The 25,033-nt window shown below is 50.6% G+C and carries 23 protein-coding genes and 2 pseudogenes; 14 read left to right on the top strand and 11 right to left on the bottom strand.

Annotated features, from left to right (window positions below):
* Positions 1-19 precede the first annotated feature (19 nt).
* The 5 genes from ABK821_RS00125 to ABK821_RS00105 form a co-directional block, all read right to left on the bottom strand.
* Positions 20-622 carry a DUF3085 domain-containing protein gene (locus ABK821_RS00125; protein WP_343178141.1) on the bottom strand — a complete coding sequence of 201 codons (603 nt, stop codon included), beginning with the start codon at positions 620-622 and terminating at the stop codon, positions 20-22.
* Positions 623-697: 75 nt separating this feature from the next.
* Positions 698-1,345 (bottom strand): hypothetical protein, encoded by a 648-nt coding sequence (locus ABK821_RS00120; RefSeq protein WP_114262819.1) that lies wholly within the window; start codon positions 1,343-1,345, stop codon positions 698-700.
* 83 nt (positions 1,346-1,428) lie between these two features.
* Positions 1,429-1,794, bottom strand: coding sequence for a hypothetical protein (locus ABK821_RS00115; RefSeq protein WP_006781400.1), 366 nt, complete (start codon positions 1,792-1,794; stop codon positions 1,429-1,431).
* Between the two features lie 98 nt (positions 1,795-1,892).
* Entirely contained in the window at positions 1,893-2,267 is a 375-nt protein-coding gene (locus tag ABK821_RS00110) for a hypothetical protein (RefSeq protein WP_395033795.1), read from the bottom strand.
* The gene (locus tag ABK821_RS00105; protein WP_343178143.1) at positions 2,260-2,616 is read right to left on the bottom strand and encodes a hypothetical protein; all 357 of its coding nucleotides are present in this window, start codon (positions 2,614-2,616) and stop codon (positions 2,260-2,262) included. Before ABK821_RS00105 ends, ABK821_RS00110 begins: the two co-directional genes overlap by 8 nt.
* A gap of 740 nt (positions 2,617-3,356) precedes the next feature.
* On the opposite strand from ABK821_RS00105, the gene ABK821_RS00100 reads away from it, so the two are divergent.
* Both ABK821_RS00100 and ABK821_RS00095 read left to right on the top strand, forming a co-directional pair.
* A complete protein-coding gene (locus ABK821_RS00100; protein ID WP_079451228.1) occupies positions 3,357-4,526 on the top strand; it encodes an efflux RND transporter periplasmic adaptor subunit in 1,170 nt (389 codons plus the stop codon).
* Positions 4,523-7,714: an efflux RND transporter permease subunit gene (locus tag ABK821_RS00095; protein WP_395033794.1), complete on the top strand. Its 3,192-nt coding sequence runs from the start codon at positions 4,523-4,525 to the stop codon at positions 7,712-7,714. Before ABK821_RS00100 ends, ABK821_RS00095 begins: the two co-directional genes overlap by 4 nt.
* A 55-nt stretch (positions 7,715-7,769) precedes the next feature.
* Here the strand turns inward: ABK821_RS00095 and ABK821_RS00090 are convergent, their stop codons facing one another.
* Positions 7,770-8,189 (bottom strand): Rrf2 family transcriptional regulator, encoded by a 420-nt coding sequence (locus tag ABK821_RS00090; RefSeq protein ID WP_048330677.1) that lies wholly within the window; start codon positions 8,187-8,189, stop codon positions 7,770-7,772.
* Positions 8,190-8,300: 111 nt separating this feature from the next.
* On the opposite strand from ABK821_RS00090, the gene ABK821_RS00085 reads away from it, so the two are divergent.
* Complete coding sequence (locus ABK821_RS00085) at positions 8,301-8,675, top strand: hypothetical protein (protein WP_044173415.1); 375 nt, start codon at positions 8,301-8,303, stop codon at positions 8,673-8,675.
* Positions 8,676-9,000: 325 nt separating this feature from the next.
* Here ABK821_RS00085 and ABK821_RS00080 read toward each other — a convergent pair whose 3' ends face one another.
* Positions 9,001-9,906, bottom strand: a complete 906-nt coding sequence (locus ABK821_RS00080; protein ID WP_038807512.1) for an AraC family transcriptional regulator — start codon at positions 9,904-9,906, stop codon at positions 9,001-9,003.
* Between the two features lie 236 nt (positions 9,907-10,142).
* Between ABK821_RS00080 and ABK821_RS00075 the strand changes: the two genes are divergently transcribed.
* Genes ABK821_RS00075 through ABK821_RS00060 form a run of 4 tightly spaced genes read left to right on the top strand, consistent with a single transcriptional unit; the run spans position 10,143 to position 13,197 of the window.
* Positions 10,143-10,886, top strand: coding sequence for an SDR family oxidoreductase (locus ABK821_RS00075; RefSeq protein ID WP_064184566.1), 744 nt, complete (start codon positions 10,143-10,145; stop codon positions 10,884-10,886).
* A gap of 34 nt (positions 10,887-10,920) precedes the next feature.
* Positions 10,921-11,688, top strand: coding sequence for an SDR family NAD(P)-dependent oxidoreductase (locus ABK821_RS00070; protein WP_054176400.1), 768 nt, complete (start codon positions 10,921-10,923; stop codon positions 11,686-11,688).
* 35 nt (positions 11,689-11,723) lie between these two features.
* Positions 11,724-12,581, top strand: a complete 858-nt coding sequence (locus ABK821_RS00065) for an SDR family oxidoreductase (RefSeq protein ID WP_045903272.1) — start codon at positions 11,724-11,726, stop codon at positions 12,579-12,581.
* Positions 12,582-12,639: 58 nt separating this feature from the next.
* Positions 12,640-13,197: a flavin reductase family protein gene (locus ABK821_RS00060; protein WP_048330680.1), complete on the top strand. Its 558-nt coding sequence runs from the start codon at positions 12,640-12,642 to the stop codon at positions 13,195-13,197.
* 151 nt (positions 13,198-13,348) lie between these two features.
* Here ABK821_RS00060 and ABK821_RS00055 read toward each other — a convergent pair whose 3' ends face one another.
* Complete coding sequence (locus tag ABK821_RS00055) at positions 13,349-13,621, bottom strand: YciI family protein (RefSeq protein WP_256818537.1); 273 nt, start codon at positions 13,619-13,621, stop codon at positions 13,349-13,351.
* 159 nt (positions 13,622-13,780) lie between these two features.
* Here ABK821_RS00055 and ABK821_RS00050 point away from each other — a divergent pair, with 159 nt between their 5' ends.
* From ABK821_RS00050 to ABK821_RS00030, 5 genes and pseudogenes are all read left to right on the top strand, one after another.
* Positions 13,781-14,674: a LysR family transcriptional regulator gene (locus ABK821_RS00050; protein WP_054176399.1), complete on the top strand. Its 894-nt coding sequence runs from the start codon at positions 13,781-13,783 to the stop codon at positions 14,672-14,674.
* Between the two features lie 266 nt (positions 14,675-14,940).
* On the top strand, positions 14,941-15,846 hold the full coding sequence (locus ABK821_RS00045) for a LysR family transcriptional regulator (RefSeq protein WP_048330683.1): 906 nt from the start codon (positions 14,941-14,943) through the stop codon (positions 15,844-15,846).
* 107 nt (positions 15,847-15,953) lie between these two features.
* Positions 15,954-16,964 (top strand): succinylglutamate desuccinylase/aspartoacylase family protein, encoded by a 1,011-nt coding sequence (locus ABK821_RS00040; protein WP_343178145.1) that lies wholly within the window; start codon positions 15,954-15,956, stop codon positions 16,962-16,964.
* Between the two features lie 21 nt (positions 16,965-16,985).
* Positions 16,986-18,317, top strand: a pseudogene (locus ABK821_RS00035) (MFS transporter).
* Positions 18,318-18,345: 28 nt separating this feature from the next.
* Entirely contained in the window at positions 18,346-19,194 is an 849-nt protein-coding gene (locus tag ABK821_RS00030; protein ID WP_053067579.1) for an MBL fold metallo-hydrolase, read from the top strand.
* A gap of 130 nt (positions 19,195-19,324) precedes the next feature.
* Here ABK821_RS00030 and ABK821_RS00025 read toward each other — a convergent pair whose 3' ends face one another.
* Positions 19,325-20,263 (bottom strand): alpha/beta hydrolase fold domain-containing protein, encoded by a 939-nt coding sequence (locus ABK821_RS00025; protein WP_343178146.1) that lies wholly within the window; start codon positions 20,261-20,263, stop codon positions 19,325-19,327.
* A 70-nt stretch (positions 20,264-20,333) separates the two neighbouring features.
* Between ABK821_RS00025 and ABK821_RS00020 the strand changes: the two genes are divergently transcribed.
* Positions 20,334-21,281: a LysR family transcriptional regulator gene (locus ABK821_RS00020; RefSeq protein ID WP_343178147.1), complete on the top strand. Its 948-nt coding sequence runs from the start codon at positions 20,334-20,336 to the stop codon at positions 21,279-21,281.
* Between the two features lie 508 nt (positions 21,282-21,789).
* Here the strand turns inward: ABK821_RS00020 and ABK821_RS00015 are convergent.
* On the bottom strand, positions 21,790-22,689 hold the full coding sequence (locus ABK821_RS00015; RefSeq protein WP_054176397.1) for an integrase domain-containing protein: 900 nt from the start codon (positions 22,687-22,689) through the stop codon (positions 21,790-21,792).
* Between the two features lie 1,075 nt (positions 22,690-23,764).
* Here ABK821_RS00015 and ABK821_RS00010 point away from each other — a divergent pair.
* Positions 23,765-24,910, top strand: a pseudogene (locus tag ABK821_RS00010) (IS3 family transposase).
* 19 nt (positions 24,911-24,929) lie between these two features.
* Here ABK821_RS00010 and ABK821_RS00005 read toward each other — a convergent pair.
* On the bottom strand, positions 24,930-25,033 hold a 104-nt coding region (locus tag ABK821_RS00005; RefSeq protein WP_395033806.1), incomplete at its 5' end, for a hypothetical protein.

Here is a 25,033-nt window from a genome sequence, read left to right as displayed (position 1 = left end):
AAGTCCCTGCCGGGGTGAGTTAACGTCCGGTTATTCGCAGCGCCCCCTGCGGGGTCACCTGCGATAACCTAGCCTGCAGCCTGCCACAGGCGTTCAGAAAGGTTTGATGATCTTCAGGCTTCGCCCGCTTACAGCTGATGAAGGCCGCCTGCGTCAGCATACGCACGGCGTTTTCACGCCAGCGGCAGAGTTCATCAGGCCCGACACAGGCACTGAAGTGACAGACTGCACTCGCCAAAAGCTGATCGGCCTTCTGGCGATACTGCGCCACTTTCACCCGGTCAGTCGCTGCGGTGAGCACCTGTATCTGTGTGTCGGTAATCAGGATCCTCAGGTCCGTCCTGCCGGACAGTACAGAGGTGGCGATCGCGTCGCTTATCGTCAGTGATTCAATGAAATCATCGCCGCCGGCAAGCAGGCGCGCCGTGTCGTACCAGTCCTCATTTTTCTGAGGGTGACACCCTGCGGCATACGCAATACGCGGCACCGGATCGTTGCCCTGCCAGGCACCGGTGGCCGGCATCAGATAAACACCCTCATCCTTTGCCAGATGAAGCTGGCCTCCCTGCATGCGGGCGGTCAGCAGGACGTTCGTCAGGTCTTTATTGTCGAAAAAAAGCATGGGGCTTTCCTGTAAAAACGGGAGAGCCGCTCCGTCCGGAGTCATCTCTCCCGACGGGGTTAACGTCATTACTGTTTAAAACGAGTCAGATGTTTCCGCGACCCGCTTCAGTTCGTACAGATGGAATTCCGCCAGCACGAATGCATTCCAGTCCTCATTGCTCAGCACCCGCTCACCACCGGAGAGCAGCTGCAGCAGCAGGGAATCAAACGCGCCCTCGCCTACCGGTGTTTTCAGTACCGGCTGAGGCGCGGTCAGCGTCGGTTGCTCAGGCAGGCCGAGATGTTGTTCAATCCAGCGTAACGGTAACGCCCAGCTGCGACCCTCGTCTGAAGAATGTATCCGGAAGCTGTCCGGACACAGGTTATGCAGCAGGACCATCACAACACGCGCAAAGAAATCGCAGGGCTGATGCTGAAAATCCAGCTCCTGGATACTCAGCGTATTGTGGCTGCGCTCCCGCTCAATGGTCATGTTGACCGGCCAGAAACAGCCGCCTGAATTGCCACAGAACGCCATGACATCAGCAACCGGAAACAGGTCAGCCGCGCGGTTAAGAGACGGCAGATACATATTTCCCGGACGCAGACGCACCGGCAGTTGCCAGAAGGTTTCTGTTACGGCCAGAACGAAAGCATGCCAGTGACGCAACGGAACCGTGCTGACGTGCTCGATGGTGTAGACAACCGACATGGAAGCCGGGGAAGAAGACAGGTCTTTCATTGATAAATCCTCCGCGATGAAAAAAGGGGGATTAATCCCCCGGACGGGAGTCAATCCCCGTCAGGGTGTGTTCTGTCTGCTGGTTACATCCGTTCGAGAGCCGCTATAGCCCGATCACACCGGGCATCCTGGATACCTTCATCCACGGCCTTCTCCCAGAAGGGCCGGTTAATTTCTTTTCCCAGCTCGTCCAGCGTAAAGAGCAGATTTTTAGACGTATCAGGCAAAGGCGGAATATCGCCTTCCCCGAGTAAAAAGACAAACCAGCCATAAGCTGTGCCGGTGCCAATGATGGAATCTTCCAGAAACGTCAGTTCATTTGGTTCATCCCGGTCCGTATGTAGATCGAGACGCTGAAATGCCCTGATGCTCAGGAGTTCACTCTCAAGCAGGCAAAGCCAGCTGAGCGTGTCCAGTGGAGTTTTAAGCGTATAAACGTCTGTGTGCATGGGTATATCCTCAGGTAAATAACGGGATATTCCCTCCGACGGAGAGATATCCCCGTCAGGGTCCACAACATTTTACGGTCACGGCCTTCATCAGCCGATCAATTCAGTGCATATGAATCAGAATGCTCCTGATACACATATTTAGGATTAAAGCGGAGGCGTTGCAGAACAGCTAACGACAGTGGATCGGTGAGATTTATGCCAGAAACGGCCACACCATCCAGTATGTCGCCGGCTTTAACCAGGGAAGAATATCCGTGATACTGACACCAGACGCAAAGTTCGGGGTCAGTTGGATCACAATCACCGAGCGGTGCGACAAAAACCTGTTCGCCACAGGAGACGTTATCTCTGAGGATTTCGCCCCGGATGAAAACGCCACTTACGAGGCCATACTGAGCAGGACATACATCCCGTCGCGTCTCAAACATCGACAGAATACGGAAAGTGACATAGTGCAGTGCTTCAGTCATGAGAATGCCCTCCGGAAAGAAGACGGTAGCGCAGGTGTGCCAGATGCTGTGCCTGACGGTATGCGTTTCGACGACCTGTTATTCCCTCAGGAAAGAGAACCGGCAGGCGGTGAAAAACATACTCAGTGCGGTGGCAACCTGTACGAACGGTAAGAAAGACGTTAACGCCCTGGTCTTTAACACAAGTGATATGCGCACGGACGGCATAATTGCCCGAACCGTTGACATACCAGCTGCTGTTGCGGTGCAGATAAATGAAAGATTTCAATTTCCGGACAGCTGCGTCAGCAGACTGCTGAAGCTGAGTAAGGATATGTTCAGGGAAAATCGCAGAAGAGATGACAGACATTGTGTTTCTCCATAAAAAAAGGAAACACCTGCCCGAGCGGGAAGTGTTTCCCGTCGGGGAGTCAGAAAAAACAACATTCTGACTGTCTGGTTAGTACAGAAGGAACCTTTATCGTCGCGTCATAGTGCGCTTAAATTGACGATTTCTGCTCTCAAAGGTGTGCAGATTTACCAATTTTTTGCCCCTTTTCAGGTTACAGGAGCTTTTGTTGTAGCCACCCGAAGGCGATTCTCACAGGCTACTGAATCATTGGTGGTTGCAAAAGCAACGTATAAGCCTGTTCATTTTCAGAGCAAATGGAGCTTGTGTCAATATGGTATCAAATGGGTATACCTATTAAATACCATCAATCACCACGGGTTTAACAGACATACCAGAGACATTTATAGGGCAGGATCGTCTACGGGAGTTAGGACAGTTCAGTCCACATTCTATGGCGAGCACATCACAACATTAATGCATGAATTTACTTAAATATAGCAATCTCTTCTTTCCTTGAGCTTAAAACCTTTCTAGAGAAAAACTCTTCACGCAAAAATATCATGTAACTTTATCTGTTTCTTGTGATAGCCTATCTCATGACTCATATGAAGTTACATGATTTCGCTTTTTGATACCAGCTAGCCAGATCCTTTTGCGCCCTCGTATCAGTGAAGCAACTCAGACAAAAAGTTTGGCGTTAAGCATCGATAAATTTCTTAACGTCCGATTTCATAATCAAATCATTTCTGGACTGATTTATGACTGTATCGTTCAAACGTCGCATGTTGTGCTTAACCAGTACACTGGCTGTCATCGGGCTGTTCCTTTCAAAACAGAGCGTCATACCCGACGCGTATGCACTTGAGACATCAAACCTTAAAACGGTGCGAACTACGTCCGCAGTTGTTCATACGGTAAACGACTGGGTCGAATTCTCGGGAAAACTGGAAGCCACCGATGAGGTCGCTGTACGTTCAAAAGTTACAGGCGCGATTGTGGATGTTAAGTTCAGGGATGGTCAGTTGGTCAGGAAAGGCGATATTTTATTTATTATCGATCCAGCCCCTTATAAGACTGAACTGGCCCGGGCTCGTGCAGCATACGCGCAGGCAAAAGCGAAGCAGGACCTGGCATTGTTGGATCTGTCCCGGGGTAAAAAACTTATCGGGACCCATGCTATCTCACAGCGCGATTATGACGTTCTGAACAATGCCGCCCGGGAATCGAAAGCAGCCAGAGAGATTGCTGAAGCTGAGGTTGAGAGCGCCAGGCTCAGCGAAAGCTATACCAGGATTACCGCACCGGTAACTGGCCGTATTTCCAGAGCAGAACTGACAGTCGGTAATCTGGTCGCAGCCGGTATTGACAGTCCGGTTCTTGCATCCATTGTTGCTCTTGATCCCTTGTATGTCGCTTTTAATGCGGATGAACGAACCTATCTTAATTATATCGACAAGCTTTCAAATAAAGACAAACCTGAAGTGCTGGTAGGACTGGCCGATGAAAAAGATTATCCACATAAAGCCATTCTTCATTCTGTGGATAATCATCTCAGTACTGAAACCGGCACTATCAGGATGCGCGCACTTCTTGATAATCCAACATCAAGGTTGCTTCCCGGTTTACAGGCTCGGGTCAGACTCCAGGCAAGCAAATCTTATACAGCAGTAATGATTGACCAGACACTGATCCGCACCGACCAGGACAGACGCTATGTGCTAGTAGTCGGAAACAGTGACAAAGTTGAATATCGCCCCCTAGAACTGGGAAACAGACAGGGGAAACTGATTGTTGTGAAAAAAGGCCTCAATAAGGGTGACAGAGTTATTTCCGGTGGGGCGCAGTTGGTCGGTCCCGGTGAAACAGTCATTGTCAGCAAAGACGAATCCCCTTCTTCAAAATCCCGGGAAGGAAATAAGTCATCATGAAAGTATCAAAATTCTTTATCGACAGGCCGGTTTTTGCTGGAGTACTGTCTGCGTTGTTCATTCTGGCAGGGATTATCGCCATATTTCGTCTGCCGGTATCGGAATACCCACCGGTTGTCCCCCCATCCGTTATCGTTCATGCCCAGTATCCTGGAGCCAATGCCACCACGATTGCACAGACGGTTGCAGCTCCAATAGAGGAAACTGTGAACGGTGTAGAGAATATGCTGTATATGCAGTCACTTTCAAATGAGGATGGCAATCTCTATCTGACAGTGACCTTCAAACTGGGCACAGATCCCGATCAGGCTCAACAATGGGTGCAGAACCGGGTGTCGCAGGCTCTGCCCCGGTTACCTGAAGATGTCCAGCGACTGGGTGTCACAACGAATAAAAGCTCGCCGAATATCACACTTGCCGTTCATATGATATCGCCTGATGGCAGATATAACGATAATTACATCAGTAATTACGCCATACGTAACATCAAAGACCAGCTCTCGCGTATTGAGGGAGTTGGCCAGGTATCAGTATGGGGCCCCGGTGGTTACGCGATGCGAATCTGGCTTAATCCTGATGCTATGGCTGCTCGCGGACTGACGACATCAGATGTCGCCTCTGCTATCCGTGAACAAAACGCCCAATCACCAGTGGGAAGCGTTGGCGCAGCCCCTATGGCGGAAGAAACACCGTTACAGTTGTCAGTTAATGCCAGCGGTCGGCTTAAAACGGCTGAAGAATTTGGCAACATTGTGCTTCATGCCCGACAGGATACCAGAACGACATTATTGAAAGATGTCGCCCGTATTGAACTGGCCGCTGAAAATTATGCCATGCGTACTTACCTGGATAAAAAGCCTGCGGTAGCGCTGGCCATACAGGAGTCTCCGGGCGCAAATGCTCTGGAAATTGCCTCACGGGTAAGTCGCACAATGGAAGAGCTGAAAAAACAGTTCCCCGAAGGACTGGATTACCAGATAGTTTACAATCCAACCAAATCAGTCAGGGCGGGTATAGAAGCTGTGCTTCATACTCTTTTTGAGGCCATACTCCTCGTGGTACTGGTTGTTTTTCTTTTCCTCCAGACCTGGCGCGCCTCAGTCATTCCTCTGCTGGCTGTTCCCGTTTCGATAACCGGCACAATGGCATTTCTGTACCTTTTTGGGTTTTCAATCAATGCCCTGAGCCTTTTTGGCCTCGTCCTGGCTATTGGCATTGTCGTTGATGATGCCATTGTTGTTGTTGAAAATGTAGAAAGAAACATAGAAAGAGGCATGACGCCATATCATGCCGCCTGCAAGGCTATGCAGGAAGTCAGTAGTCCCATTATTGCGATCGCGCTGACGCTGAGTGCCGTATTTGTTCCGCTGGCTTTTACGAGTGGCCTGACCGGGAGGTTTTATCAGCAGTTTGCAGTGACAATAGCAGTTTCAACGATTATCTCCGCTATTAACTCCCTTACGCTCTCACCGGCTCTCTCTGCCATGCTGCTGAAGTCACGTGATTCAGACAGCGACTGGCTTACGCGCATTATGCATCGTAGTTGTGGACGGTTCTTTACTGTTTTCAACCGCCTGTTCAACAGTAGTGCCAGGCGATATGAAAAAGGTGTTGGCGCGCTTGGCCAGCGCAAGATTCTGATTATGGTGATTTATGGCATTCTGCTGGCAATTACGCTGTTACTGGGCAGGTCTATACCCGGGGGGTTTATCCCTGCTCAGGATAAAGAATACCTTATCAGTTTTGTGCAGCTTCCTGCTGGCGCATCATTGTCCAGAACAGACCGGGTACTGGAAAAAATGAATGAAATAGCACGAAGTGAGCCAGGAGTATCTTCCACATCTTCTTATGCTGGATTGTCTGTAAACGGCACCACCACAAGCCCTGGTTCCGGTCTGACATTTGTCCTCCTCAAGCCTTTTGAGCAACGGCCTGGCATCAGCGCAGATGATGTTGCCGCTTCTCTGAATGCCAGATATCAGTCACTACCTGGCGCAGATTTTGCGGCCGTTTTCCCGGCACCACCCGTTATGGGTCTGGGTTCCCTGGGGGGATTCAAATTGCAGCTTGAAGACAGAGGAAATATAGGTTACGACGGAATGGCCGAAGTACTTCGACGCTTTCAGGCAGAAGCAGCTAAATCACCTGTGCTGACGCCACTTTTTTCAACATACCAGAATAATTTTCCACAAATTAATGTCGATATTGACCGTAATCGCGCCAAACAACTTGGGGTGAACATCAGTGATATCACCGAAACATTACAATCCTATCTTGGCTCATATTATATAAATGATTTCAATATAATAGGTCGTGTATATCAGGTAAGAATGCAGGCCGACGCAGAGTTCAGGGCGACCCCGGAGGATATACTGAAACTACAGACCCGAAATGCCGATGGCAATATGGTACCGCTGTCTGCCATAGCCCGTATTGAGCCGACACACGGTCCTGAGCTGGTTACCCGTTATAACGGTTTTACAGCGGTCGATCTTAGTGGCGCTCCTGCTCCAGGCTATTCTTCAAGTCAGGCGATGGAAGAGATTGAACGTATAGCGATGAAAACACTTCCACCCGGCGTAGAGTATGAGTGGACAGACCTGACCTACCAGCAAATTCTTGCAGGCAACAGTGCCGTCTGGATTTTCCCACTCTGTGTATTCCTTGTATTCCTGGTGCTGGCTGCCCAGTATGAAAGCCTTACGCTCCCTTTGGCTGTGATTATGATTGTTCCAATGAGTATCCTTTCTGCACTTACCGGGGTGTGGCTCACTCATGGGGACAATAATATCTTTACGCAAATTGGATTTATCGTCCTGGTCGGGCTGGCATCTAAAAATGCCATTCTTATCGTTGAATTTGCCCGTGAACTTGAACTTTCAGGTAAGTCTGCCTGTAGCGCAGTGAAGGAAGCATGCCGTCTCAGGCTGCGTCCTATTCTGATGACCTCACTGGCTTTCATCATGGGTGTAATCCCCCTGATGATATCGCATGGCGCTGGCGCTGAGATGCGTCAGTCTATCGGGATATCGGTATTTTCTGGAATGCTTGGCGTCACCCTTTTTGGCTTGTTTATGACCCCCGTGTTCTACCTGTTAGCCCGACAAATATCAGGGAAACCACTGCACTCGGCCACTTTACCGGACGCGCCTGAGGAACGGCCGGTAACAGAACAGGCTTCAGACTAAAAATTTATCATGACCTTTCAACAGCCGGACATTATATGATGCCCGGCTGTTGAATTTATTTATGTTTAAGGACTTCCGGCACAAGCTTATCAAGGGTAAGTTCAGCAAAGCGGTTCGTAATCAGACACCTAGCCTCTTCAAGCGTATCACTTATTTCATTGTTAACTGCATCCTCTATCTGGCATTTGTCATGCTCAGTCGCCCAGCCTATTGAAAAAAGTTCAGTGCTGCCAATAGCGTGGAAAACCTGAAGGAGAGTGATGTCTCCGAGAGATTTCTGGAGTGTCCAGCCACCTCCATGCCCTTTTTCAGAATGAATGATACCCGCCTGTTTGAGCCCCTGGAAAAGGCGTCTGACCACGACCGGATTCGTATTGATCATCAATGCTATATCTTCCGAGGTAACGGGATCGCGTATTTTATCCATATGTATCAGCACGTGTAATGCACGGGACAGCCGGTGGTCTTTTCTCATTTTTTATCCTGTTTACTGCGAAGCTTCTTATGAAACTTTCGTTGTTGCATAAGCGGTGCGATGTCATGTATCTTATACTATTACATGAAATCCATACAGAGAGTATTTTTTATGTCATTCGATAATGTGTCAGAACAGTTATGGGTCTGCCTCGTCATTGCACTGATGTCCAGTTGCATTTCAATCACCGTCACACAGCAGGAAATGTTTCGCCCGTTGCGTGAATGGATGGTCAAAAAAAATGCCATGGCAGGTTACCTGTTCAGTTGTTTTTATTGTTTCAGTCACTGGGTGGTTTTTGCCGGTGTTGCAATTTACAGGCCCGTTCTTGTTCATTCAGGATTCTGGTTAATTGACCTTGCGGTTACGGCATTCTTTACCATCGGTTTAACGGCCATGTTCAGTGGGATCATTCTGAAAGTGATGAGAAACGCTATTGCCAAGGCGATTGAAGAAAAAGAAATGAAAGACAAGCTGGGTTTGTAACTCGAACGGGCCTGAAAACCTGGTGATGAAAGCAGGACGGTTAGCCCGGCAATCTGCGCATATAAATGGCACGACTGCTTTACGCTTTCGCACCAGGTTTTGCGATGTTTTACGTTCGTCTTCCACGCAGTTCACAGAGGTACAGGTACATACTGGTTCTGGCTGCCGGTGTTGATGTGCCGGCAGGTGTAGCTGACATTTTTGTTACGAACGAAAATCCTACAGGTTATTCAGATAACCTTCATATCAGCATGAACTGTTAGCGTCCTGGCGTCTCAGTCCGGTTTACAGTGAACATTTGCGCATGAATATCGACAGTTGCAGATTAGTGTGTCGACGTCGCTGCTTCGAGTTGCGCAGGTTCCATCAGTGCGAATGCTGTGCGCATTTTACGTGTCTCCTCTCCGGGGCTGCGACCAAACAGTCTTTTGAACTCCCGATTGAACTGCGACGCACTTTCGTAGCCGACCCGCGCTGCTGCCCCTGCTGCAGTAACGTTATCCCGTATCATCATCAGTCGCGCCTGATGAAGACGCACTGACTTGATGTACTGAATGGGAGAAGTCGCCGCCACGGCTTTGAAATGCGCATGAAAAGCCGGAACGCTCAGGCCAGCTTCGTGCGCAAGTGAAGCCACATCCAGTGGACGGGCGTAATCGAGGTGGATACGCCGTAACGTACGTGCAATACGTCCAAAGTTGCCATGACAGGCCAGCGCAGCACGAATGGCTCCGCCCTGTTCACCCAGCAGCACACGAAAAATCAGCTCCCGCACAATCCCCGGGCCCAGAACCCGCGCTTCAAGTGGTGAAAATAATACCTTCAGAAGACGAACTGTCGTATCTGCCAGCGTGTCGTCAAGTGGTGTGGAGACAATGCCAACGGGTGAACCTGATGCAGTGGCATGGTGATCGACAGCCATAACCAGGTCTGCCACAGCTGTCATATCCAGACGAATGGACACAGCAAGCAAAGGCTCTGCCGGACTGGCATCTGTCTCGCTTGAAAATGGCAGAGGTACTGACAGCACCAGGTAGTGCAATGGGTCGTAGTGGTAAACCCTGTCGGCCAGGTAACCTCTTTTGTGCCCCTGACAGACAATAACAATGCCTGGTTCGTACAACACGGGGGTACGCCCCAGCGCGCCGTCAGCACGCATCAGACGCACGCCATCCAGCAACGTACGGGTGTGACCTTCATGAGGGGCGAGCTGGCAAATCATAGCCGCCATTTCGGACTGTTGAGATATGGAGGGCAATCTTTCTGGCATACAGCAGACCTGCTAATTGAATTTAATGATTATATTTTCACTCCCTGCATGCTTAAAAATCAATAAATAAAATAGGATTAGGCAATGATGCAAGAGTGTCAGGCCTGTCGTCGTATGTGCCCTCTCTTTATGATACCTGCCTGTTTGATATTCCAATGACATTCCCTGTCCCGCCCGGTGACAGGCAAGGAGGAGTGATGAAAACAGTGGTATCAGAAACGTCTAAAGTGGTCATTCTTACCGGTGCCAGTAGTGGTATAGGTGAGGCCACAGCCCGTCATCTTTCCCGGAAGGGGCATCATTTGTTTATCGGTGCCAGACGTATTGAAAAACTGACCGCACTGGCGACAGAGTTGCGGGCAACGGGGGGTAGTGTTGATGCCATGGCAATTGACGTCACGCGACAAGAAGATTTGCAACGCATCGCAGCCAGGGCGCTGGAGAAGCACGGACGTATTGACGCGCTCATAAATAACGCTGGCGTTATGCCACTCTCACCGCTGGCAGCGTTGAAGGTCGAAGAGTGGAACCGCATGCTGGATGTCAATGTTCGGGGCGTTCTGCACGGGATAGCCGCCGTCCTGCCGATCATGCAGGAGCAGGGTTATGGTCACATCATTAATATTGCCTCCACAGGCGCGTATACGGTCTCGCCCACAGCCGCTGTCTATTGCGCCAGCAAGTTTGCCGTGCGCGCTATTTCTGACGGGCTTCGGCAGGAGACCGATGCGATCCGGGTGACACTGGTCAGCCCGGGAGTGGTCGAATCAGAACTTGCCGATCATATTACGGACGAAACAGCCCGGACTGCCATGCGCGAATTCCGGCGCATCGCCTTACCTCCGGAGCCCGTGGCGCAGGCAATCGCCTATGCCATCGAACAACCCGCTGGCGTTGATATCAGCGAACTCATCGTCCGTCCTGTGGCCAGTCCTCATTAACCGTAAACATGTTTTCATTTATTCAGGAGTGTTCATGTCAGAGTCAGGCTCTTTTTCCAGGGCTATGCCCTTTGCAGGCCGTGTTGCGATCGTCACCGGTGCCGCCAGCGGTATCGGCCTGGCGACCGTCGAACTGTTGCACCGCCAGGGTGCACGTATCGTCGCAGTTGGCCGGGGGGATAATGTCAATGCGCTTGCACGTGAAGGTATTGTCCCCGTTGTCGCCGACGTGACTCAGGAAGCCAGTGCGGAACTGGCCGTGCGGACTGCAACAGAACAATTCGGTCGCCTCGACGTCTTAATCAACAACGCTGGCATCATCATCAACCAGCCGGTGGCAGAAATGACGCTCAGGGAATGGAACCAGGTCATGGCTGTTAATGCCACGGGCGCATTTCTTTTCTCAAGGGAAGCCATGCGCCCAATGATGGCGGCAAAATCGGGTGCAATCGTTAATATTGGTTCTTACGCCTGTTATCAGTCTTTTCCCGGTATCGCCGCCTATGCAGCTTCCAAGGGGGCGCTGGCACAGTTAACCCGTACACTCGCGCTGGAAGCTATCACTCACGGTATTCGTGTTAATGCAGTCGGCTCCGGAGATGCGGTGACAAACATCACGAATACAATCCAGCCCGACGGGCAGGCATATCTGGCAGAGCATGGTCGTAAAGCGCCGGTTGGCCGTGCAGCCCACCCCGATGAAATCGCAGAAGTCGCCGCCTTTCTGGCTTCAGACAGGGCCAGTTACATTGTCGGCGCAGTAGTTATGGCCGACGGTGGCATGAGTGTCGCCATTCAGTGATGCAATTCATTTTTCAACAACAGGAGTCTTCATCAATGCAACAACAAACCTCCCCTGCAAAAGTCTGGTTTATCACCGGCGCTGCTCGTGGTATTGGCCTTTCGCTGGCACGCCAGTTACTGGCGCGAGGCGATGCCGTAGCCGCAACCTCCCGCACCCTGACCAGTCTGCGTCAGGCATTCGGCGACGATAACGCGCGACTGCTGGCGCTGGAGGTGGACCTGGTGAACGAAGCCAGCGTTCAAAAAGCCATCGACAGCACCATTGCCGCCTTCGGGCGCATTGACTGTGTGGTCAACAACGCAGGCTACGGCCAGCAGGGCACCATTGAAGCATTAACCGACAGCGAATTGCGTCGCAATTTTGATGTTAACGTGTTTGCTCCCCTGCATGTTCTGCGCCATGCCCTGCCGCATATGCGTACGCGGCGCAGCGGACATATCTTCAACGTGGCGTCGATCGTGGGCTTTCAGGGCGGTTACGCGGGCTGGGGCAGCTATGTCGCCAGCAAATTCGCACTGGCCGGTCTGACCGAAACCCTGGCGGCCGAACTGGCCGAGCTGAACATCAGAGCCACAGTGGTTTATCCTGGACCGGTGCGCACCGGGTTTCTGTCGAAAGAGACGCTGGTCGTGGCCCAGCGCACAATCGCTGACTATACCGAAGCTCAGGCCTCGCTGGACCTCCATCTGAACGGTCTGGACGGCAAACAGGCTGGCAATCCTGATAAAGTCGCTTCTCTGATACTGCAGGCGGCCTTTGCTGACGCCCCTCCCGTGCATCTTTTTGCTGGTAAGATTGCCAACACCCTCGCTGAACAAAAAATGCATGCAGTGAGTCAGGACCTTGATGTCTGGCGAAGCGCGTCAGACGCCACGGATTTTGAAGAGTAATAACCCCCGGGGACATGTGAACCACACTGTCCCTGATTTTCTTTCTGGAGGATATCTCATGCATGACAGCCTGCCTGCGGAAAAAGCGTACCGTATTCTTGAAGCTGGTCCCGTTATTCTGGTGTCCACCAGGGGGACAGATGGCCGGACGAATCTGATGACCGCAGGTTTTCACATGATGATGCAGCATGCCCCACCGCTGGTTGGTGTGATTATCGGCCCCTGGGATTACAGCTATCAGGCGCTGTCAGATACCGGGGAATGTGTTCTGGCTGTACCGCCAGCCGGGATGGCAAAGGCCGTTGTGGACATCGGTAATTGCTCGGGAGAAACAGACGACAAATTTGCGCGTTTCGGCCTGACCCCCGTTGCCGCGCAATCGGTCAGAGCGCCTCTGGTAGATAAATGCCTGGCTAACCTGGAGTGCAGAGTGGTGGATGACAGCCAGGTGCGGCGCTATAACCTGTGGGTGCTGGAAGTTCGGCGGATTTGGCTTGACAGCTCATGGCAGGAACTGCGCCTGCTCCACCATCAGGGCGATGGCCGTTTCAGTGTCGACGGAGAGACGCTTGACCTCAGTGACAGAATGGTAAAATGGCGCGACCTGATGGATTGAATGTTCTGCCATGCTAACCAGAATTGGTTAATGGCGATACATTACCGAACATACCGGAAATGTATCGCCATGAATACAGGCGTTCCTCTTCCCCATACCCTGTATGTGGATCATCCGGCAGACTGAGAGAAATTTTTCTTAACTCAATTGGTTAATCAATTAAATCCTTCAAATCCCCGCTTGCATTATGGCTTGAGTAACTGCTGAGCTGCCCGAACAGCGGGTCCCATTGCTGGATATCAAGGTGGGCAATAAGGCCTTCACGTGCAAAAGGGTCCGCACCGATCATGGACTGGACTTCATCGCGCGTCTCAGCCCTGAAAATAAGAAATCCCGCCCGCAGTGGCGTGTTTTTGAGCGGACCGGACGCTAACAGTTTGCCCTGTTCTATCAGACCTTTCAGATAAATCACATGCTCGCGCACAAAGGTATTCCACCCGCTGCCGTCCGGATGGTCCATTCTGACAATATAAATGTGCATCGTTTTCGCTGTCCTGTTCATAAGACAAAAAATAAGCATAATAAGTATTAGCAGTTTTTAAAATTCGCCAATATTGAGTTCTGAAACAACCAGGAGTAGCGAATGCTGGATAAACTTACCGGAATGCGGGCCTTCGTGGTTGTGGTTCAGACAGGCTCTTTTGTCGCGGCCGCAGACAGACTCGGTATGTCGCCTCAGATGGTGGCCCGCCATATCGCCACACTTGAGAAGCAGCTTGAAACGCGCCTGCTTAACCGAACGACGCGCAGGCAAAGCCTGACGCCGGCAGGATCGCTGTACTACAGGCGTTGTGAAACAATTTTACAGGCCATCGACAGCGCTGACCGGGAAGCAAGCAGTACGAGCGGAGTTCTTGCAGGTACGCTGCGGCTGAATGCGCCGGTAACGTTCGGCCGTTATGTCCTGGTAGATTTTTTGAGCACATTTCTTGAGCGCTACCCGAAAATGCGTATTGAACTTGTTCTTACTGATGACGTTATTAATCCTGCTTCAGAGGATTTTGACCTGGTGATACGAATCGGCGAGCTTGATAAGAAACTCCGGCTTGCGGCAAAACCGTTGCCTGCATACCGATTTATTGCATGTGCTGCTCCTCAATACCTGACAAAGTACGGTCATCCAGAACAACCTTCTGATCTGAAACATCATGAGTGTCTGGTTTTTGCACCCTGGTCTGCGGGGTTAACCCATTACTGGCCTTTTGCCAGCACTGAAGGTCCTGCTGAAGTGATGGTAAACTCTCGCCTGGCGATTAACGACTGGGGAGCAATCCTTGAGGCGGCATTAAGAGGCACAGGTGTGCTGATTGGTTATGAAAAAGAGCTCAGGCGACTTATCAACAGGGAAAAACTCGTTCCTATCCTGGAGAACTTCACTATTCCCTCACGGGAAATGCATTTGCTCTACGACCCTTCACGGGTAAATGAAAGCAGGTATCAGGTATTTATTGACGAAATGATTGATTATCTGAGCTAATTACCCTGGAAGTTCTGAAAGAACTATCATCGCTGCCTCAGGTGTCATTGCTTACTGTCAGACTCACACAGTTGATTGAGTTCTAACCCGGTCAGGCATAGCTAAGGTTGTTTTACAGAAGTAACCAGTTAATTATTACCGTCAGTTAATATCCTGAAGACCCACGCAGGTCTCGTTTAATCCTGATAGTCTGTTTCAAAAAAATGCAAGCATGTCTATCTCTTGTAATCTTACAGCGAACCTGCAATTTTATTCTGGAGCAAAAAATGGAGCTACGCCATTTACGCTATTTTATCACCGTTGCCGAGCATAAAAGCATTCGCCTGGCCTCTCATTATCTTCACGTCACTCAGCCCGCTATTTCCCGGCAAATACAGGACTTAGAAACTGAAGTTGGGGTCAAACTCTTTATTCGTCATCCTCGCGGGCTTACTCTCACCCTGGCGGGTGAAGCGTTTTATCGTGATATCAAAAAAATGCTCGCTGGACTGGATCTTTCTGTTGAACAGGCGCATCGCATCGCCAGCGGTTTTGACGGGCATCTGCGACTTGGATTTGTGGAAAACAGCAGCTGGGATGGGATTGTACCTTCCACGCTGCGTCACTTTAAGCAGGTTGTGCCGCGGGCAACGCTTGAACTGATTCCGCTGAACACGCCGGAGCAGATTGCATTGATTGAAAAGGGCGAGCTCGATGGCGGTTTTGTTTATGGGTTTGGCGCCATGTCTGAACAGTGTCAGTTTAAAACGTTGTATCAGTACGATATTCGCTTAGCGCTGCCAAAAGCATGGCCGGTTGAGGATAATCTCGACGTTATATCGCTACATCGGGTGGCGCACTTACCGTTTATCACCTCCTTCCGCCGGGTCTATCCCGCCTATTACGATCACGTTATGGCCGCCTGCCACAGCATGGGAATTACCCTTAACGTGGTACAGGAAGCGCAAACAGAGTCCGCAATACTGGCGCTGGTCAATGCCGGTATTGGCGTCGCCCTGGTTAATTCCGCCACTATTTCACGTCTTCCGGTAGGGGTGCGACTAGTCCGTTTGTCAGATCTAAGTATTATGATGCCATTAAAATTCGCATTTCTGGCAGAAAATAACTCTCCGCTGGTGAAACGATTTTTAGATTCACTCCATGAGTCATTAAATATCTTACATTATCCTTAGTGATGCTTTTAAAGCATCACAATGGGTACTATTAAGTACTTTTATTGATTCGACGGCTAAATTCATACTGAGGCCCATCCGCAAACGACCTGAATCAGGAGTGTTAGATGACCTCACCACGTTCGCTTATCAGTGCCACCGTCGATTTTGATAAAGAGGGATTTCAAACCGGCGTGCTGATGCTTCCTTATTCGCACAACACCTCCGCCTATGGGCGTATTCCCGTTCCGATCGCCGTCCTGAAACAAGGGGAAGGTCCAACGGTCCTGATGACCGGGGGTAACCATGGCGATGAGCTGGAAGGACCCGTCGCGTTGATGAAAATTATCCAGGAAATGGCAGCCTGGAAAATTAATGGCAGAATTATTGTGATTCCGGGGCTTAATTTCCCCGCATTTCAGCAGGGTACACGCACTTCTCCTATCGATAATGGCAACCTGAACCGAATGTTCCCCGGGAAGCGGAACGGCAGCCTGACGGAAATGATCGCGCATTATGTTGATACGGAATTATTTCCGCTCGCCGACATTATTTTAGATATGCATGCCGGCGGCGCATCATTTAACCATGCGCCGGTGTTATTAGCCGCGCTTCCGAAAAACGCGGCCCATCATCGCGACTACATCAAGCTCGTTAACGCTTTCAATGCGCCGACGACCATGATCATGGATCTGCTGGGAGAAGATCGTACATACGGCGCTGCTGCGGAACGTCACGGAAAGCTTTTTCTCTGCGGTGAGTTTGGGGGCGGTGCCTCCTGTAACCCGGATAATCTGCAGATTGTCGAGAGTGGGCTGAGACGCGTTTTGCAGGCATCAGGGGTCACGAAGCATGCCCCCGTCGCCTCACAAAATGAGACGCGACTGATGAAGGTAGGCGGCGCCGGACATTATCTATTCTCTGCCGGGCGAGGGGTGTTTGAGCCCTGTTTTAAACTTGGCGATCGCGTTAAACAGGATCAGCTTGCCGGGCGACTCTATAACCTCGATGCCCCCTGGGAACCGGCAAAAGAGCACTATTTTTCCGGGACCGGAGAGATTATGGTCACGCGCACGTTTTCTCATGTCGTCGCCGGTGATTGTATTGCGGTGATCGCTTCGCCTGCCACCTGGTATTAATCCGCTACGAGAGCATTCCCGATGAATATTCGATCCGGTGCTAGTCAAGAGGGGACCACGGTGGGCGCATGCGCCTACCCTGTTGGGTTATTCCTCGCCTGCTTTGCCTTTTCCTATCTCGATCGTCAAATAATGAGTATCCTGGTTGAGCCATTAAAAGCTACTTTACACATTTCAGATATTCAGATAGGTATACTTCAGGGGTTCTCTTTTACCCTTTGCTATGCTACCGCCGGGGTGATTATTTCCCGAATGGTGGACAGCGCCAATCGGGTAAGATTAATTGCGGTGTGCGTGGCCATTTGGGCATGTTCAACGATGTTGTGCGCTACCGCCGGTAGCTATACGGAGCTGTTGATCTGGCGCGGTGGAACGGCTATAGCGGAGGCCGCTCTGAGTCCGGCCGTGTTGTCGCTGTTCGCTGATATGTTTATTGCCAGCCGTTTAACTCGCGCTACCGGAATCTTTATGCTGGGCCCCTATATTGGCAGCGGCCTGGCACTCACCGGGGGCGGAATGTTGTTGGGGTGGTTAACCCGCGAAATGGGCCATATGCCCGGTTTGGCGGCAATGCATCCCTAGCAATGGGTCTTTTTAATCGTCGGGTTACCCGGCATATTACTCTCCATATTGGTTTTTTTCACCGTAAGTGAACCCGCCCGGCGGAATCATCAGGCGAGTCAGACATCGGTGGAAAAGGGAACGCCTGCGTTCCGCGACGTACTTAACGAACTGCTGGTGAAGAACCGTTTTTGCTTGCCTTTTTATTTTGCCTACACCTGCCTCATTATGCTGTTTTATTCGCTGACGGCCTGGTTCCCGACGGTCATGATGCGGCACTTTACTCTCACGGCGGGCTATGTTGGGCAAATTACCGGACCGGTATATATGTGTGCGGGGGTTGTCGGGGTTCTGCTGGCCGGGAAATTAGTGCGCGCGGCGCTACCGGCAAACCTGCTACGAGACTCGCTCAAAGTGTCTGCTTGCGCGTGCGGATTGTTGATTATTTTCTCCGTACTCGCCTCTTGTATGCCATTTTCTACGGCGATTATCTTTTATGCCATAACGCTGTTCTGCGCCAGCATCACCATGGCGCTGGCCCCCATTCCGTTACAAATAGCGATCCCCAACAGAATGCGCGGCCGCGCGATTTCCCTGCTGGTTTTTATGACTAACCTGTTGGGCGGGGGCATTGGGCCGTTTCTGGTCGGATATTTAAGCCAGAAATTTCACGGAATTGACAATGCGCTTGGTTTGGGGCTGGCGATAGTGAGCGTCAGCGCGGCAACGGCTGCGACTCTGTTTTATACTCTTGCCATGAAGCGCAGTGCTACAGCTGTCAGCCATGATTAATGATGTGTTTATCAAAAGGATGCCACCGATGTCTACCCCCGCTTCTTATCGTCTCGGAAATGTGGTTATTACCCGAATTACTGAACAGCTTTTTAGCATGCCGCTGGCTAAATTATTGCCGGATGCCGCAGGCGTTCGTTTTCCTGCAGGGATGAACGCGCAAACGCCGATCGAAATGAGCGTGCATAGCTGGTTAATCGACTCGCCGCAGGGCCGGATACTGATTGATACGGCGACCGGCAATGGCAAGAATCGGCCATTTAGCCCCTTGTTTCATCAGCTCTCTTCGCCATGGATGGAAAATTTAAAGCAGACTGGTATTCAACCCGATGATATCGATTATGTATTGCATACCCATTTACACACCGATCATGTCGGCTGGAACACCCTCTGGGATGGGGAAAAATGGCGGCCTGCGTTTACCAACGCGACATGGGTTTGTTCTCAATCTGAGCTCAATTTTGTCTCATCTCCGGCAGCTGCCGCGCGCAAAATGGTATTTGATGACAGCATTTTGCCGATTGTTGAGAGCGGCCGTCTGGTGACGGTAGCGGATTCCCCGACGGAATTTCTCCCGGGGATCCTGTTTTACCCTACTCCGGGGCATAGCGTCGGGCATATGAGCATTGCCGTTGAAACGACAGAGGGAACGGCGATTTTTTGTGGCGACCTGATGCATACCCCGCTGCAGGTGTCTCATCACGCCCTGAGTTCCGTATTTTGCAAGGATAGTCTGCAGGCGAATCAGTCCCGGAAGTGGTTCTTAAACTTTGCCGCCGAACGTCAGGCGACGGTATTCACAAGCCACTTTTCAGCAAGTTCTGTGGGGCGCGTTACCGGCACAGAAGAGGGCTTCGTGTGGGAATTTGAACGGTAAAATAGAAGGGCCTTAAAAATGTGCCTCGCCTTTGCACAGCGCCAGCGGGGCACTACGGCTTTACCTTGAGGAGCGCGTGAGTACGTTTGTTAGCCTACGGGCGAGCGTTCGCCGCCCGTACCTGTGCAGGTTACTTCCCGCTAGCTTCAGCGATCCTCAGCGCGTCGTCGAGGAAACGGACCGCATTACGCAGAGCCTGGTCGGCTTCGGGTAACGTCCCGGCCAACAGATGCCAGACATGAAACATTCCCGGCCAGACCTCAAGCGACGTGCGTACCCGCGCTTCGCCCAGATGGGACGCGAGACGGATCGCGTCGCTGAGCATGACTTCATTTTCACCGATCTGAATCAGGATCGGCGCCAGATCGTGAACATCGGCAAAAACGGGAGACGCATCGGGATGCGTAGGCAGCGCACCCGCGAGGAAGGTGCGCGCGAGGATATTGAGAAACGCCACGCGGCAGAGCGGATCTATTCCATCGCGCACCGTTGCGGAAAAACCGCTGTGCGTGAGGTTTGCCCATGGGGAGATGGCGACTCCCGCCACCGGCAGCGCAATACCTGCGTCACGGGCCTTACGCATCATGGTTACCACCATTGCCCCGCCAGCAGAATCACCGACCAGAACGAGTTTTCGCGGATCGCTACCGCAGGCCAGGAGGGCGCGATAGGCAGAAAAAACATCGTTTATTGGCACCGGGAACGGGAAGTCAGGCGCCTGGCGGTAGGCCGGGGTGTAGACTTTTGCCTTCAGCTGGTTGGCGAGACGTCCCGTAAGGCCGCGGTAGGCTTCTACGCCTCCGTGAACGTAACCGCCGCCGTGGATATAAAGGACTGTACGCTCTGTCTCAACATCACCTGGCGTCGCGCAGAGAGCGGGGGTGGATCCCAACATTGTTGTATTGTAGGAAACGCCGCGGATGGCCGGAAAGAGATTAAGCATGCCATGCATATATTGCCGGCGAACCTCTGGCCATTCGGTTTCCGTCTCGCCATACAGTTTCTTGACCACGGGGGCGGCGGCGGTGATCCAGCCATCAAGTGCGTTTTGTGCCTGTTCCGGGAGCATTCTCTTACCTCTTGGTTTATTATTCGACAATAATGATGTTACGACTTTAATTAGCGAATATGTTTCCCCTATGAGAGCGGCAAAAGTCCCGAAACGAAATCCGTTAACATCCGAACTCGATCTCCGGGCGATCCGGATATTTGTCGCCGTAGCTGAGGCTGGCAGTTTCGTCGCGGGAGGGGCATCAGTGGGATTGACGCGTTCTGCGGCGGGAAAAGCGCTGTCTCGTCTTGAAGACTACCTGGGGACCCGGTTGTTTCATCGCACAACAAGAAGGCTTTCCCTCACAACGGAAGGCCATGAATTTTATTCCCGCTGCTTACAGATAATCGAAGATGTGCAGGAAGCCGAAGCCAGTATCCGGCATGACCATCCGCTTCCCCGCGGCACGCTTCGGCTAACGGTTTCCGAAGGATATGGCAAAGCGATAGTGATTCCGTTTCTGGGCTCGTTGCTGGCCGCATCGCCCGAACTGAGCGTTGAGGCCAATTTTACGGACCGGATTGTCGATCTTGTGGAAGAGGGGTTTGATCTGGCTATCAGGGTGGGCGAAGGGGTGACCAGCACTGAATATGTGACGCAGGTGATAGCGCGCGCCAGGCCGCGTCTTTATGCTGCGCCGGGCTACCTGGAAAAGCAGGGCGTTCCTCTCAGCACCTCCGGGCTGGAAAAACATCAACGCCTCATCTACGGGCTTGGCACCACTACCACCGCGTGGAACTTCATCGATAAAGAAGGTCAGTCGGTCAGCGTCAACGGCAGGATTTACGCCCGATTCGATAGTGGCGATGCCATCCGGGTCGCTGCGACAGAGGGTATGGGAATCGGACTTCTGCCTCGCTTTGTCGTGGCACGGGAACTGAACGAAGGCAAGCTGGTTGAAGTTTTGCCGTCAATAAGCGCGGCAGAGCTTGCCGTCCATGTCATATATCCCAGCCGCAGGTATCTACCGGCACGAATTCGCACATTTATTGATGAGTTCCGAAAATACCTGAACGATAAGGAAAGTGAATTCTAACTCCATCAGGAATGGTGCGGATTTAATTTTCTGAATAAAACCTATATTCATTTTAAGTATCAATGACACACTCATTCTTACAATGGCAGCGATTTTAATGGTTTAAACGGTATCGTAAGATATGGGATTGTAAAACACTAACAACCACAGACTCTGAGTTTAAAATAAAAAACACCACCATTTCGAATACAAAAACCAAAAAGAACCAAACGATCTGACATCGGAATTATTATCTACAATGAAAAATTTATGGTAACCAACCACAAAATAAAGAAATGACATTCTTTACATGTCAAAAAATTATTACATTAAAAATAAAGCCAACAAGTAAAAAGAGACAATCAATACTTTCCGGAACGGAAACTCAATAAATGAAACAGTAAGACTTGCTGGCGTAACAAGCATGAAAGCTGTTCGAATATGTAAATTTACTGATTGGAAATTTAAAAAAGCCACAGCCCTGAATGAGCTGTGGCTCTACATCCTGAAAATTCAGTAGCGATACAATCTATTCTGTTTCCTTACGAAAATAAACTTGTTTGATATAACGCCCCCGGCCATCTCCATGGCCCAGATCCATTGAAACTAATGCCTCGGCTTCATCGCGACTCATTCCATTTTTAATATGATGATTTACAGCATCTCGTGAATAAGCATAACGTAAACTGTGCGGCGCATTTTTACCATTCATCCCTGCCTCTCTTACAATATTTCGGTAGCGATCAATTGCGGTATGCAGAGAGGGTTTATCAATCAGCTTCCCGTTATGTTCACTGATATATTGAATTGCTTTATCAAGAATTGATAAAACTTTTTCACGATTGTAAACTGTTGTTTCTCTCGGCCTCCCGCCTTTCGTCCCAAATACAATACGGACACGTTCATGATTATTAATCAATGCTTGTCTCCATGTTTTTAAAGACTTTGCAGACTGAACGGTTTCTTCTGTTCTCAACCCAAGATATCGGGAAAGTTGCACAGCAAGAGCTACGCCTTCGTCTTTTCTTTGAGCAAAATTGACTACAGCGTTGAGTTTTTCGTCTGTAATAGGTAGTTTCGTACCATCTCTGTTTGCTCCGGAAATTCCGAGCGCATGATTGCTCAAACTAATATGATTAGGGTCAGCAAGCTTATTTCTTCCGGCTGATAGCAAGATAGATCTGATTGCGGACATTTCATTCTGAAGGGTTCTGAGAGAAAGGTTTTCCGTCTTCCTGCTTTCCATATATTTTTCAACATGTGAAGTTTTAATGTGTTTCACGTCCCTAATCTGAATATTCAGATCTGACAGTCTCTCAGAAAATCGTTCTGCAATTCTTGAGCGATCAGCCACAGTTTTATAACTTCCCCGTCCCTGACGAGCAAGAGTGACAAGTTGTTTGCACAGCTGTTTACTGAATCTGGACATTTCAATATCTCCACAGGCATACACGTCACTCTGCTTGTAAAGAAGCAGACGGATCTGTAGACCAGCAATTCATTCCCCGACGACACGGTTGCTTTTGCGCTTCATGCGTCTCGACTGGTATCTGTGCATCGGGGCGGCGAATTGTTGAGTTCTTGCGAGGCACCCCAGATCTCTGATCTGTTTGCTGCTTATGCAGAGCTGACTTACGTCAAGCTGCCTCCAACACTACTCTTCGTAGTGTCGCCATCGATACCGAGTCGATTTCCTCCTTACTGATAGTTGAACGTTCAGACGGCCTCCCGTCGTACTTACGTTGATGTAAAAAAGTGAGTTTAATACCGTACTGACACGGATTACATGTTGGTCAGATGGTAGTAAAACGTTGAAATCCACGTCGTACGTGGGTTGAGACGTTATGCGCTGCGCGCGTCACTTGGTAGTGTCTTCGCCACTTCACAAGTGACGCCGCGCAGCTTCGTGCTCCTAATGCAACTCCGTAAGCGGCCAAATGTACCAAATGGCCTTATCCGTCGATGCAAAAGTCGTACGAAACTCAGGGCGTATCACTGCAAATGAGAAGACGTTGAACTGATGCCGTTCACAGAACGGAAGTGAATTGAAACTGGCAGATTTGCTACACAGTAAACCTTCATCGCCGCGTCATAGTGCGCTTTCATAGACGATATCTGCTTTCAAAGGTGAGCAGATTTGCCACATTTTTCATGTACTCCCTTTCAGGCTTAGAGAGTTTTATTGTGCAGTCACCCGAAGGCGCGCCTCACAGACTGCCGGAACATTGGTGGTCGCAGCTTAAGTGCGACTGTAGCCACCCGAAGGCGCTCATCACAGGCTACAAGAGCATTGGTGGTCGCCAGTGCGACAGTACAACAGTTTGATAGTACCAACAGGGAAATACGACGTCAAATGGATGTAGACATCGTTTTTTGGGTGAGTAATATGTAGTTTTCTCCGATGAAAGTGGTTGATATGGATATTTTAAAACAACGCCTTATGAATAGCCACGGGTTTAACAGACACCTCAGAGTCATTTAAGATGGCTTAAAGAGAGGTGCCCATGAGCGGTAAGCGTTATCCCGAAGAGTTTAAAATTGAAGCAGTCAAACAGGTTGTTGATCGTGGCCATTCTGTTTCCAGCGTTGCAACATGTCTCGATATCACCACCCACAGCCTTTACGTCTGGATAAAGAAGTACGGTCCGGATTCTTCCACGAATAAAGAACAGTCAGATGCTCAGGCCGAGATCCGCCGTCTCCAGAAAGAGCTGAAGCGGGTTACCGACGAACGGGACATATTAAAAAAAGCCGCGGCGTACTTCGCAAAGCTGTCCGACTGAGGTACGCCTTTATCCGTGACAACACCTTTTGCTGGCCTGTACGCCTGCTCTGTCGGGTGCTGGATGTTCATCCCAGTGGATTTTACGCCTGGCTTCAGCAGCCGCATTCACAACGCCATCAGGCAGAGCTGAGGCTGACAGGACAGATTAAACAGTTTGGCTGGAATCGGGATGCGTCTATGGTTATCGCAAGATCCATCTGGATCTGCGGGACAGCGGGCATCAGTGCGGAGTCAACAGAGTCTGGCGACTGATGAAACGTGTCGGGATAAAGGCTCAGGTCGGCTACCGGAGCCCGCGTGCCCGCAAAGGCGAGGCCAGTATCGTGTCGCCCAACAGGCTCCAGCGGCAGTTCAATCCGGATGCTCCGGATGAGCGTTGGGTAACGGACATAACCTACATCAGGACCACGAAGGCTGGCTGTATCTTGCCGTGGTTGTTGATCTGTTCTCACGCAAAATTATCGGCTGGTCCATGCAATCCCGGATGACAAAGGATATTGTCCTGAACGCACTGCTGATGGCTTTATGGCGGCGTAATCCCCAAAAACAGGTGCTGGTTCACTCGGATCAGGGCAGTCAGTACACAAGCCATGAGTGGCAGTCGTTCCTGAAATCACACGCCCTGGAGGGCAGCATGAGCCGTCGTGGTAACTGCCACGATAATGCAGTTGCAGAAAGCTTTTTCCAGTTACTGAAACGCGAGCGGATAAAGAAAAAGATCTACGGGACGCGGGAAGAAGCCCGCAGCGATATTTTTGATTACATCGAAATGTTTTATAACAGTAAGCGTCGGCATGGTTCCAGCGATCAGATGTCACCGACAGAATATGAAAACCAGTATTATCAACGGCTCGGAAGTGTCTAAATAGCTGCGTCTAATACCGCTACACTTTTGCAAGTCCATGTTTTCCTCCCGGGAATGGACTGGCGGTATCCATAAAATGGCGTACTTTTTTCAATAACTGCCACATTGAACGACAGCGATGGT

Source organism: Klebsiella sp. KE9456, from assembly GCF_043832615.1.
GTDB classification, from domain to species: domain Bacteria; phylum Pseudomonadota; class Gammaproteobacteria; order Enterobacterales; family Enterobacteriaceae; genus Klebsiella; species Klebsiella indica.
The sequence above is the reverse complement of the archived record's forward strand: the minus strand, read 5'-3'. Positions and strand labels throughout refer to the sequence as shown.

Coding starts and splice junctions, on each gene's coding strand:
- ABK821_RS00050 (WP_054176399.1), top strand. CDS start 13,781: ATGCTGGATAAACTTACCGGAATGCGGGCCTTCGTGGTTGTGGTTCAG.
- ABK821_RS00090 (WP_048330677.1), bottom strand. CDS start 8,189: ATGAGAAAAGACCACCGGCTGTCCCGTGCATTACACGTGCTGATACAT.
- ABK821_RS00065 (WP_045903272.1), top strand. CDS start 11,724: ATGCAACAACAAACCTCCCCTGCAAAAGTCTGGTTTATCACCGGCGCT.
- ABK821_RS00060 (WP_048330680.1), top strand. CDS start 12,640: ATGCATGACAGCCTGCCTGCGGAAAAAGCGTACCGTATTCTTGAAGCT.
- ABK821_RS00070 (WP_054176400.1), top strand. CDS start 10,921: ATGTCAGAGTCAGGCTCTTTTTCCAGGGCTATGCCCTTTGCAGGCCGT.
- ABK821_RS00085 (WP_044173415.1), top strand. CDS start 8,301: ATGTCATTCGATAATGTGTCAGAACAGTTATGGGTCTGCCTCGTCATT.
- ABK821_RS00120 (WP_114262819.1), bottom strand. CDS start 1,345: ATGAAAGACCTGTCTTCTTCCCCGGCTTCCATGTCGGTTGTCTACACC.
- ABK821_RS00095 (WP_395033794.1), top strand. CDS start 4,523: ATGAAAGTATCAAAATTCTTTATCGACAGGCCGGTTTTTGCTGGAGTA.
- ABK821_RS00125 (WP_343178141.1), bottom strand. CDS start 622: ATGCTTTTTTTCGACAATAAAGACCTGACGAACGTCCTGCTGACCGCC.
- ABK821_RS00040 (WP_343178145.1), top strand. CDS start 15,954: ATGACCTCACCACGTTCGCTTATCAGTGCCACCGTCGATTTTGATAAA.
- ABK821_RS00100 (WP_079451228.1), top strand. CDS start 3,357: ATGACTGTATCGTTCAAACGTCGCATGTTGTGCTTAACCAGTACACTG.
- ABK821_RS00020 (WP_343178147.1), top strand. CDS start 20,334: ATGAGAGCGGCAAAAGTCCCGAAACGAAATCCGTTAACATCCGAACTC.
- ABK821_RS00115 (WP_006781400.1), bottom strand. CDS start 1,794: ATGCACACAGACGTTTATACGCTTAAAACTCCACTGGACACGCTCAGC.
- ABK821_RS00015 (WP_054176397.1), bottom strand. CDS start 22,689: ATGTCCAGATTCAGTAAACAGCTGTGCAAACAACTTGTCACTCTTGCT.
- ABK821_RS00025 (WP_343178146.1), bottom strand. CDS start 20,263: ATGCTCCCGGAACAGGCACAAAACGCACTTGATGGCTGGATCACCGCC.
- ABK821_RS00075 (WP_064184566.1), top strand. CDS start 10,143: ATGAAAACAGTGGTATCAGAAACGTCTAAAGTGGTCATTCTTACCGGT.
- ABK821_RS00110 (WP_395033795.1), bottom strand. CDS start 2,267: ATGACTGAAGCACTGCACTATGTCACTTTCCGTATTCTGTCGATGTTT.
- ABK821_RS00030 (WP_053067579.1), top strand. CDS start 18,346: ATGTCTACCCCCGCTTCTTATCGTCTCGGAAATGTGGTTATTACCCGA.
- ABK821_RS00080 (WP_038807512.1), bottom strand. CDS start 9,906: ATGGCGGCTATGATTTGCCAGCTCGCCCCTCATGAAGGTCACACCCGT.
- ABK821_RS00045 (WP_048330683.1), top strand. CDS start 14,941: ATGGAGCTACGCCATTTACGCTATTTTATCACCGTTGCCGAGCATAAA.
- ABK821_RS00105 (WP_343178143.1), bottom strand. CDS start 2,616: ATGTCTGTCATCTCTTCTGCGATTTTCCCTGAACATATCCTTACTCAG.